Origin of the sequence: Desertihabitans aurantiacus (assembly GCF_003344635.1) — a bacterium.
GTDB lineage: Bacteria > Actinomycetota > Actinomycetes > Propionibacteriales > Propionibacteriaceae > Desertihabitans > Desertihabitans aurantiacus.
The window spans coordinates 1-9,353 of record NZ_QPKK01000159.1 but is presented as its reverse complement, the minus strand read 5'-3'; the positions used below and the strand labels follow the sequence as shown (position 1 = coordinate 9,353).

Sequence of the window (9,353 nt, the reverse complement as noted above, 5' to 3'; positions counted from 1 at the left end):
CGGCCGCGTCCAGGCCCGCCAGGTCCTCCGCGGCCGCGGCCAGCCTCCGCACCGACGCCTCGTCGGCAGCCACCGGCGTGTCGGCGCTCGCCGGGTCGCCGGGCCAGCCCGTGCCGGGCGGGACGGGGGAGTCGAAGGGCTGACCGGTCAGCGGGTGCGGGTCCACCGGCCCTCCCTCCTCCTGCTCACCCGAGCAGCTCCTCGACCACCGGCAGGATCGCCCGCAGCTGGCTGGCACCGCCGCCCCTGGCCATCATCTGGTGCCAGTACAGCCCGTCGCCGACCAGCAGCACCAGCCGGGCCCGCGCCGGGTCGCCGATCTCCTCGGTGAGTACCTCCAGCCAGCGGGCCTCCAGCCGGCGCAGCTGCGCCCGGGCCCGCGTGCCGGCGTCCTGGGTGAGCCGCATGGCCGCCATCACCAGGTCGGAGAACTCGTCGGAGGAGCTGACGTCGGAGGTGCGCAGGTAGTACTGCACCGGGCCCTCCGGGGCCGAGCGCATCGCGGCGACGTCCTCCCGGCCCAGCTCCTCCAGCCGCTCCAGCAGCCCGTCGACCAGCGCCTCGCGGCTGGCGAAGTGGTAGAGCAGCCCGCCCTTGGTCACCCCGGCCCGGGCGGCCACGGCCTCGATGGTGGCGCTGCGCTCGCCGTCCTCGATCAGCACCCGGGCGAAGGCGTCGAGCACCTTGGCCCGGGCCGCGGGTGGCCGGGGCATCAGCCCCGCCGACGCAGGTACAGGTCGAAGGCGGTGTAGAGCAGCCGGCTGAGCGGCAGGTCCCACTCGCCGAGGTTCTCATACGCCTCCCCGCCGGTGCCCACCTTGAACTGGATCAGCCCCAGGTGCGGGTCGTCGCCGGCGACCGAGTCGGTGATCCCGCGCAGGTCGTAGACGTCGGCGCCGGCCTCCAGCGCGTCGGTCATCATCCGCCACTGGATGGCGTTGGAGCCGCGGACGTCCCGCTTCTCGGAGGTGGAGGCGCCGTAGGCGTACCAGACGTGCCCGCCGACCCGGGTCCAGATCGTCGCCGCCACCAGGTCGCCCTCGTGCTCGGCGAGGTAGAGCCGGATCCGGTCCTCGGCCTCGGGCTGCAGCGCGGCGAACATCGTCTCGAAGTAGGACAGCGGGCGCGGGGTGAACCCGTCGCGGGAGGCCGTCTCGGCGTACACCCGGTGGAACGCGGGCAGGTCGGAGACGTCGCCGACCCGCACGGTCACGCCGGCCTTGTCGGCCTTCTTGATGTTGCGCCGCCACAGCTGGTTCATGCCCTTGAGCAGCGACTCCGGGGTCTGGCCGGTCAGCCGCACCCAGAACCGGTACGTCGGCTGCCCGGCGGCGAACCCCTCGCCCTCGGGCTTCGGCGGCAGCCAGCCCAGCGAGCGCAGCTGGTTGCGGGTGCGGGTGCCGACCGGGTCGACGACGTCCGGCTTCACCTCGGTGAGGGAGCGGACGTCCTCGTCGGCCACCGCCGCCTTGATGGTGGCCGCGTGCCAGGTGCGCCACACCACCGGCGGGCCGATCCGGACGCCGAACGCCCCGCGCCGCTTGAGGTGGCGGGCCATCGGCCTCAGCAGGGCGCCGAGGTCGTCGGTGTCCCAGTCCAGCACCGGGCCCTCCGGCAGGTAGGCCAGGTAGCGGCGCACCTTCGGCAGCTGGCGGTAGAGCACCAGCCCGGCCCCCACCAGCTGCCCGTCCTCGAACCACCCCAGCGACTCACTCGTCCACTCCGGCTTGGCCCGGGCCCAGGCCGGGGTCTGCAGGTAGCTCGCCGACGGCCGGCTGGCCAGGAAGGCCAGGTGCTCGGCCTCGGTGATGGTCCGCACGGTGGTGGTCACGAGCGACGAGGCTACCGGCCCAGCACCTCCCGGGCCTGCCGCACGATGCCCTCGGGCGACATCTGGAAGTGGTCGAGCAGGTAGGCCGCCGAGCCCGTAGGGGCGAACCCGTCGATGCCCAGCATCCGCATCGGTACGGGGTGGGAGCGGACCACGGTCTCGGCCACCGCGCCGCCGAGCCCGCCCCGCGGGACGGCCTCCTCGACGGTGACGATGCCGGCGGTCTCGCGGGCCGCGCGGACCACGGCGTCGGTGTCCAGCGGGCTGACCGAGGTCATCGACAGCACCCGGGCCGAGATGCCGTCGGCGGCCAGCAGCTCTGCGGCCGCGAGCGTCCGCCACACCACGGTGCCGTTGGCGATGAGCGTGACGTCGTCGCCCTCCCGGAGCACGGTCGCCCGTCCCGGCTCGAGCACGAGGTCCGGCCCGTGCACGGCCGGCACCGGCATCCGGCTGACCCGGACGAACACCGGACCGTCGTAGCCGGCGGCCCAGCGGATCGCCGCCGCGGTCTCGGCCGGGTCGGCCGGCACCAGCACCACCATCCGGTCGATCGCCCGCATCCAGGCGACGTCCTCGATCGAGTGGTGGGTGGGGCCGAGCTCGCCGTAGGCGACCCCCGGGCTCATCCCGCAGAGCTTGATGTTGTTCCCCGAGTAGGCGGCGTCGACCTTGATCTGCTCCATCGCCCGGGCGGTGAGGAAGCACGCGGCGCCGGAGACGAACGGGATCCGTCCGCTGGCGGCCAGACCGGCGGCCATGCCCACCATGTCCTGCTCGGCGATGCCGACGTTGACCAGCCGGTCGGGGAAGGCGGTCCGGAAGGCGTCGAGCTTGCTGGAGCCGACCGAGTCGTTGACCACGCCGACGATGCGCTCGTCCTCGCGGGCCAGCGCGACCAGCGTGTCGACGAAGGCGTCGCGGCAGTCGAAGGTGCGCTCGGCGCCGGCGAGCAGCTGGGTCATGCCGGTCCTCCCGGGGTCAGCGCGAGCAGCTCGTCCCGCGCGGTCGCGTACTGGTCGGCGTCGGGCACCTTGTGGTGCCAGGCCACCTGGTCGCTCATGAACGAGATCGGGTGGCCCTTGTGGGTGTGGGCGATGACGAACCGGGGACGTCCCTCCGGACGCTCGGGAGAGCCCAGCAGGTCGAGCAGGGCGCCGTGGTCGTGGCCGTCCACCTCGCTGACGGCGAACCCGAAGGCCCGCGCCTTGTCGCCCAGCGGCGCCAGGTCCATCGAGGCCTCGGTGCTGGCGCCCTGCTGCAGGCCGTTGCGGTCGACCACCACGGTCAGGTTGTCCAGCCGGTAGTGCGACGCGGTCATCATCGCCTCCCAGTTGCTGCCCTCCTGCATCTCCCCGTCCCCGGTCAGCACGAACACCTGGCGCTCCGAGCCGTCCAGCCGGGCGGCCAGCGCGTGCCCGACCCCGATCGGCAGGCCGTGCCCGAGCGGGCCCGTGCTCGCCTCGATCCCCGGCACCGACCGCCGCTTCGGGTGGCCGTTGAGGCTCGACAGCGGTTTGAGGAAGGTGGCCAGCTGCTCCACCGGCAGGAAGCCGAAGGCGGCCAGCGTCACGTAGTAGCTGCCGGCGACGTGGCCCTTGCTGAGGATGAAGCGGTCGCGCTCGGGGTCCTCGACCCGGTCCGGGGCGACGTCGAGGACCGCGCCGTAGAGGACGGTGAGCACGTCGATGGCGGAGAAGTCGCCCCCGATGTGGCCGGCCCCGGCGAAGTGCACCAGGGCGAGGTCCTGCAGCCGGATCTGGCGCGCGGTCTCGGCCAGGTGCGCGACCACCTCCGCACGCGGACTGCCGGCGGGCAGCCGCGTGGTCGCCTCCAGGCTGAGGTGGGCGTGGCTGAGCAGGCTGCCCATCAGTCCTCCCCGACCATCGCGGTGAGCAGGGCGCGCTGCACGAGCTTCTGGGCGGCGAGCGCGTCGTGGCGGGACTGCGCCTCGGCCAGCGCCTGCTCGTCGATGGTGTCCAGCGCGCGGTGGATCGCCTTCATCGCCCGGACGCCGGCCCGCGCGGCCTCCACGCTGTCCTCGCGGAAGGGGAACTGGTCGAGCTGCCACACCCCCTCCCAGCCGTTCTTGCGCAGGGTGTGGAAGAACTCCAGCGTCTCGACCAGGTGCACCGAGCCGACCACCATGTCGTCGTCCCAGCCGCGCATGTTGTCGTTGACGTCGATGGCGAACAGCCGACCGTGGTCGATGCACAGCTGGGCGGCGTCGGCCGGGGTCTCCTGGCCGTAGAGGGAGTGGCCGAAGTCGAGCAGCACCCCGAGGTTGGGCAGCCCGATCCGCTCGATCCCCAGCAGGGTGCGGGCCGCGGTCGGGAAGATGATCCGCACCCGCGGCTCGCGCGGCTTGTACTCGATGACGAAGCGCATGTCCGGGTGCGCCCCGCACAGCTCACCCAGACCGTCCAGGGCCTGCTGCCAGACCCGCTGGTGGTCGACCTGGAAGGGGTAGTCCCAGCCGTCCTGGCCGAACCAGAGCTTGACGTAGTCGCAGCCCAGCTCCCGGGCCACCCCGGTCGCCTCGTGCAGCACCTCCAGGGCGTGCCGGCGCACGCCGGGGTCGGGGTGGGTGATCGAGCCCTTGACGAACTCGGAGTTGTAGATCTCGGGGGTGATCGCCACCGCCGACAGGCGCTGGGCGGCCAGCGCGGCGCGCAGCTCGTCCAGCGAGCCGTCGAACCCGGGGAAGGGCCAGTTGAGGTCGACCACCGACAGGTCGCCCACCGCGCCGGCCCGTTCGATCTGCTCCAGCAGACCGACCGGGGGGCCGTAGCCCTCGGTGGCGTAGCGGTCGACGTAGCTGGCGAAGTGCCAGATGCCGGCGCCGAAGCGGGGCAGCTCGGTCATGACGCTCCTTCTCGGGTGGTGGCGGCGTAGCGGCGGATCTTGGCGAACATGTCGGCCATCAGGAACCGGACGTCGACGGCCTCGCAGACCCTGATCGGGTGTCCGGAGCCGGGCACGTAGTGGCCCTCGGCGCCGAACCGGGGCGCGGGCACCGTGCGGAAGCTGCCGCTGCCCGGGTAGAGCATCAGCGCCACGGCCGGGGAGTCACCCAGCGAGCGGGACTCGATCGGCGCACCGTGCCAGCGGGCGTTCCACTCGTGCAGCTGGCGGATGAGGTAGGCGCCGAGCGGGCCGGCGTCGCCGATCTCCTCGTCCAGCTCGGCGTAGGAGACCGAGACCATCCGGTACACGCTGCGGGGCACCTGCCAGATCTGCATCCCGGAGTCGAAGACGACGTTCGCGGCGGCGATGTCGTTGGACAGGTTGAACTCGGTCTTGCTCACCGCGTCGCGCCCGTCGTGGGCGTCCCCGCCGATCCAGATCACCACCACCTCCCGCTCCACCACCGCGGGGTCGAGCAGGATGGCCGAGGCCATGTCGGTGAGCGGGCCGAGGAAGGCGACGTAGAGCGGGTCGTCCCAGCTGGCCCGCATCGACTCCTCGAGGATCAGCCGGGCGCCGGGGCTGTCCTGCGGGGTGGCCTCGTCGGGGATCGGCTCGGCCGCCCCGTTGGCCACCGGCACCGTCCCCTCCAGACCGGTCAGCCGGAGCAGGTGGTCGATCTCGTCACGGGAGTCGAGCATGCTGCGGTCGCTGCGGCGGATGCCGAAGTGGGCGGCGACGAGCCCCCGGACGTCCAGCGTGGGCGACAGCAGCGCGTGCACGATCGCGAACTGGTCGTCCGCCTCGTTCTTGGCGTCGGTGTTGAGGACGACCCGGCGCCGGGTCGGCGCGGGCGTCGCTGCCTGCTGCATGTCGGACCTCGCTGTTGCATATGGATTCGACCACGAATAGCATGAACGATGCCGAAGAGGCGTGTCTGTGTCAAGGGAGTCGCAGCAGGGAGGGCCGACCACGATGACGTGCATCCTCGCCATCGACCACGGGACCACCAACACCAAGGCCGTGCTGGTCGACGGAGCAGGACGGGTGCTCGCCCGGGGGGCCGCGCCGGTGCGGCTCTCGGTCCCGCGACCGGGGGAGGCCGAGCAGGACGCCGAGGAGCTGTGGGCCAGCTGCCGGCTCGCGGTCGCCCGCTGCCTGGACGGCCGCCCGGCCCCCGACGCCGTCGCGCTCAGCAACCAGCGCGAGTCGGTGGTGGCCTGGGACCGGCGCACCGGCGAGGCCGTCGGTCCGGTGCTGGGCTGGCAGGACACCCGCACCGCCGCCTGGTGCGCCGGGCCCGAGGTGGCGGCGTTCGCCGGGCTGGTCCGGGAGCGGACCGGACTGCCGGTCGACGCCATGTTCTCCGCGCCCAAGCTGCGCTGGCTGCTGCGGGCCCATCCCGGGCGCGACCTCGCCGTCGGCACCATCGACAGCTGGCTGCTGCACCGGCTGAGCGGCGGGACGGTGCACCGCTGCGAGGCCGGCAACGCCTCCCGGACACTGCTCTACGACGTGGCCGAGCTGGCCTGGTCGGCCGAGCTGTGCGAGGCCTTCGGGGTGCCGCTGGGCAGCCTGCCGGAGGTGGTGCGCTCCGACGGCGGGTTCGGCGCCGTCCGCGGGCTGCCGGGGGTGCGGGACGGGACGCCGGTGGTCGCCGTGCTCGCCGACTCCCACGCCGCCCTCTACGCCCAGGGCTGCCGCGAGCCCGGCACCGGCAAGGCCACCTACGGCACCGGCTCCTCGGTGATGACGCCGACCGAGCGGTTCGACCCGGGTACCGGGCTGACCAGCACGCTGGCCTGGCTGACCGACCGGCCCCGCCACGCCCGCGAGGGCAACATCGTCACCGCCGGTGCGGGGCTGGCCTGGTTGGCGCGGCTGACCGGGGTGGCCGACGTGGCCACGCTGCTCGAGCTGGCCGGCCGCGTCCCGGACTCCGGCGGGGTGGTCTTCGTGCCGGCGCTGGCCGGGCTCGGCGCCCCGCACTGGGACCGCTTCGCCACCGGCACCGTGCTCGGCCTGACCGAGCACACCAGCACCGCCGAGCTGGCCCGCGCCGGCGTGGAGGCGCTGGCGCACCAGGTGTGCGACGTGGTCGAGGTGGTGGCCCGGGAGGCCGAGCCGCTGCGGGTGCTCCGCGCCGACGGCGGTCCGACGGCGTCCGCGCTGCTGATGCAGACCCAGGCCGACCTGCTCGGGCTGGAGGTCGAGGTGGCCGAGGTCGCCGAGCTGTCCGCCCTCGGCGCGGCCCAGCTGGCCCTGGTCACTCTCGGCGGCACCCTGCCCGAGGTCTCGACCTCGGCCCGCTACGTCCCGACCGGGTCGGCGGCCGACCGGGCGGCCCGGCGGGAGCGCTGGCGGGAGGCGGTGGCGGTGGCGCGCGGTCCGGCGGGTACCTCGGAGCGGGGCGCGGGTGGGCAGCAGCCCACTAAGGTGGCCGCACCGTCAGCGAGAGGAGCCGCAGCATGGTGAGCAGCAGACTCGCCGTCCCGGTGGACGGCCAGGTGCGGCTGCTGACCAAGGTGGCGCGGATGTACCACGAGCGGGGCATCCGCCAGGCCGACATCGCCAAGTCGCTGCACATCTCCCAGGCCAAGGTGTCCCGGCTGCTCAAGCGGGCCGTCGACCTGGGCATCGTGCGCACCATCGTGGTGGTCAGCCAGGGGGTGCACGCCGAGCTGGAGGAGCAGCTGGAGGAGCGGTTCGGGCTGCTGGAGGCGGTGGTGGTCGACGTCGACGCCGACGCCGACGAGGGCGACGTGCTGGGCGCGGTGGGCTCGGTGGCCGCCAGCCACCTCGAGGCCACCCTCTCCGGTGGCGACCGGATCGGCATCTCCTCCTGGAGCCAGACCCTGCTGGCGATGCTGGACCGGATGCGCCCCTTCAAGGTGCCGGCGGCCGAGACCGTGGTGCAGCTGCTGGGAGGGGTCGGCAGCCCGGAGGTGCAGGTGCAGGCGCACCGGCTGCTGGGTGAGCTGGCCCGGATGCTGGGGGCCGACCCGGTCGCGGTGCAGGCCCCGGGGGTGGTGGCCGACCGGCGGCTGCGCAACGCGCTGATGAAGGATGCCCTCGGCGACGTCGCCGGCCGCTGGTCGCAGCTGACGATGGCCCTGGTCGGGATCGGCAGCATCGAGCCGTCGGAGCTGCTCGCCGAGAGCGGGAACGCCTTCTCCGCCGCGGACCGGCAGCGGCTGCTCGACCAGGGCGCGGTCGGCAACGTCTGCCACCACTACTTCACCGCCGAGGGCACCCACATCGGCGGCGACCTCGAGCAGCGGACGATCTCGATCCCGGTGCCGGCCTACCTCGCCATCCCGCGCCGGGTCGGGGTCGCCGGCGGGGCGCACAAGCACGCCGCGGTCCGGGCGGCGGTGCGGGGCGGCTGGGTGAACGTGCTGGTGACCGACGCCATCACCGCCCGGACCCTGCTGGAGCTGGCTCCGGCCGACGCCTGAGGTCGGCCGGCGTGGCGGCCGGTTCGGGCCGGTGCACCCCGCGCGGGCGGTAGCCGAGCGAGCCCGCCACGCCGACCAGGTCGGCCAGCAACCAGACGATGGCCAGCCACATCTCGGTGCCCTGCAGACCCGGCCGGGTCGCGGGCGCGCCGGCGGTGCTGGGGTGCGGGGCCTGGAAGCCGAAGCCGTGGCCGTCGGTCCAGTGGCCCAGGGCGTCGCGGAGCAGCCCGCGGGCCACCTCCGTCACCTCCTCCGACCGGTGCCCGGTGTGCCGGGTCAGCCAGAGCGGGTGCGCCACGTCCAGCACGTTGCAGGCGTTCTGCCGCTCGGGGCGGAAGAACCGGGTGTCGCGCACGTGCTCCAGCACGGTGTCGACCACCCGCTCGGCGTGCGGCACCGGCAGCCCGAACTGGGCGAAGGTGCCGCGGGAGGCCCGGTAGTAGCCGTTGACGATCTGCAGCAGCCCGTCCGCGGGCCGGGGCGAGCCCCACATCCCGGTGCGCGGGTCGGCCGTGGCCAGCAGCCAGCCGAAGAGGGCCTCGGCCGCGCCCGGACGAGCCGGCGCGCCGTCTCGGCTGTTCCAGTGCAGCGCGGTGCCGAGGACGTCCACCCAGTGCCCGGAGCGCCAGGCCTGGTCCTGCCAGGGCAGCGCCTCCAGCCCGGCCACCACGTCCTCGGCCGAGGCCTCGGCCACCACCCGCACCGGGTGCGGGAAGGCGCTGCCGAGCAGGTCGAGGGCGTAGCCGACGCAGAGCACGGAGTAGCTGGCGTCGGGGTCGAACAGCCCCGGCCGGGGGGCGCGCTGGGTGCCGTCGGGGTCCAGCGGCCCCACCATCCCGGTGGCCGCGTCCTGCCAGCCGCGCAGCCGAGCCACCTGCTCCGCGGCGTCGAGCTGGGTCGGGGCCCGGCGGAGCAGCAGGTCGGCGATCTCGACCGCGTCGCACTGGGCCCGGACGCCGACCGGCGCCTCCGGGGTGTCGACGAAGAGCCGGGTGCCGGCGTCCCAGCAGCGGGCCAGGACGTCCTCGGCCTGCTCGCGGGCCCGGTCGGCGAACGCCGCCACCGCACCGGCCAGGTCGTCGCCGACCTCCGGCCGGGCGGGGGCCGGTGGTGCCAGCGCGGGCACCCGCCAGCGCAGCACCCGGGCCGGGTTGCCG

General features: G+C 74.2%; 9 protein-coding genes. 2 read left to right on the top strand and 7 right to left on the bottom strand.

Annotated elements, in window-relative coordinates; translation table 11 throughout:
* Positions 1–185: 185 nt before the first annotated feature.
* Genes DVA66_RS13000 through DVA66_RS12975 form a run of 6 tightly spaced genes read right to left on the bottom strand, consistent with a single transcriptional unit; the run spans position 186 to position 5,610 of the window.
* On the bottom strand, positions 186–713 hold the full coding sequence (locus DVA66_RS13000; protein ID WP_114560475.1) for a TetR/AcrR family transcriptional regulator: 528 nt from the start codon (positions 711–713) through the stop codon (positions 186–188).
* Positions 713–1,831 (bottom strand): lipid II:glycine glycyltransferase FemX, encoded by a 1,119-nt coding sequence (locus DVA66_RS12995; RefSeq protein ID WP_114560474.1) that lies wholly within the window; start codon positions 1,829–1,831, stop codon positions 713–715. Before DVA66_RS12995 ends, DVA66_RS13000 begins: the two co-directional genes overlap by 1 nt.
* Before the next feature lie 11 nt (positions 1,832–1,842).
* A complete protein-coding gene (locus DVA66_RS12990; protein WP_114560473.1) occupies positions 1,843–2,796 on the bottom strand; it encodes a transketolase family protein in 954 nt (317 codons plus the stop codon).
* The gene (locus DVA66_RS12985; RefSeq protein WP_114560472.1) at positions 2,793–3,701 is read right to left on the bottom strand and encodes a transketolase; all 909 of its coding nucleotides are present in this window, start codon (positions 3,699–3,701) and stop codon (positions 2,793–2,795) included. Before DVA66_RS12985 ends, DVA66_RS12990 begins: the two co-directional genes overlap by 4 nt.
* Entirely contained in the window at positions 3,701–4,696 is a 996-nt protein-coding gene (locus DVA66_RS12980) for a sugar phosphate isomerase/epimerase family protein (RefSeq protein WP_114560471.1), read from the bottom strand. Before DVA66_RS12980 ends, DVA66_RS12985 begins: the two co-directional genes overlap by 1 nt.
* On the bottom strand, positions 4,693–5,610 hold the full coding sequence (locus tag DVA66_RS12975; RefSeq protein WP_114560470.1) for a nucleoside hydrolase: 918 nt from the start codon (positions 5,608–5,610) through the stop codon (positions 4,693–4,695). Before DVA66_RS12975 ends, DVA66_RS12980 begins: the two co-directional genes overlap by 4 nt.
* 103 nt (positions 5,611–5,713) lie before the next feature.
* Between DVA66_RS12975 and DVA66_RS12970 the strand changes: the two genes are divergently transcribed.
* Positions 5,714–7,213 (top strand): FGGY-family carbohydrate kinase, encoded by a 1,500-nt coding sequence (locus DVA66_RS12970; RefSeq protein WP_114560469.1) that lies wholly within the window; start codon positions 5,714–5,716, stop codon positions 7,211–7,213.
* Positions 7,207–8,196, top strand: a complete 990-nt coding sequence (locus DVA66_RS12965) for a sugar-binding transcriptional regulator (RefSeq protein ID WP_114560468.1) — start codon at positions 7,207–7,209, stop codon at positions 8,194–8,196. The genes DVA66_RS12970 and DVA66_RS12965 overlap by 7 nt, the downstream gene beginning before the upstream one ends.
* Here DVA66_RS12965 and DVA66_RS12960 read toward each other — a convergent pair.
* The coding region (locus DVA66_RS12960; protein ID WP_114560467.1) for an acyltransferase at positions 8,153–9,353 on the bottom strand (1,201 nt) is incomplete at its 5' end. The genes DVA66_RS12965 and DVA66_RS12960 overlap by 44 nt on opposite strands.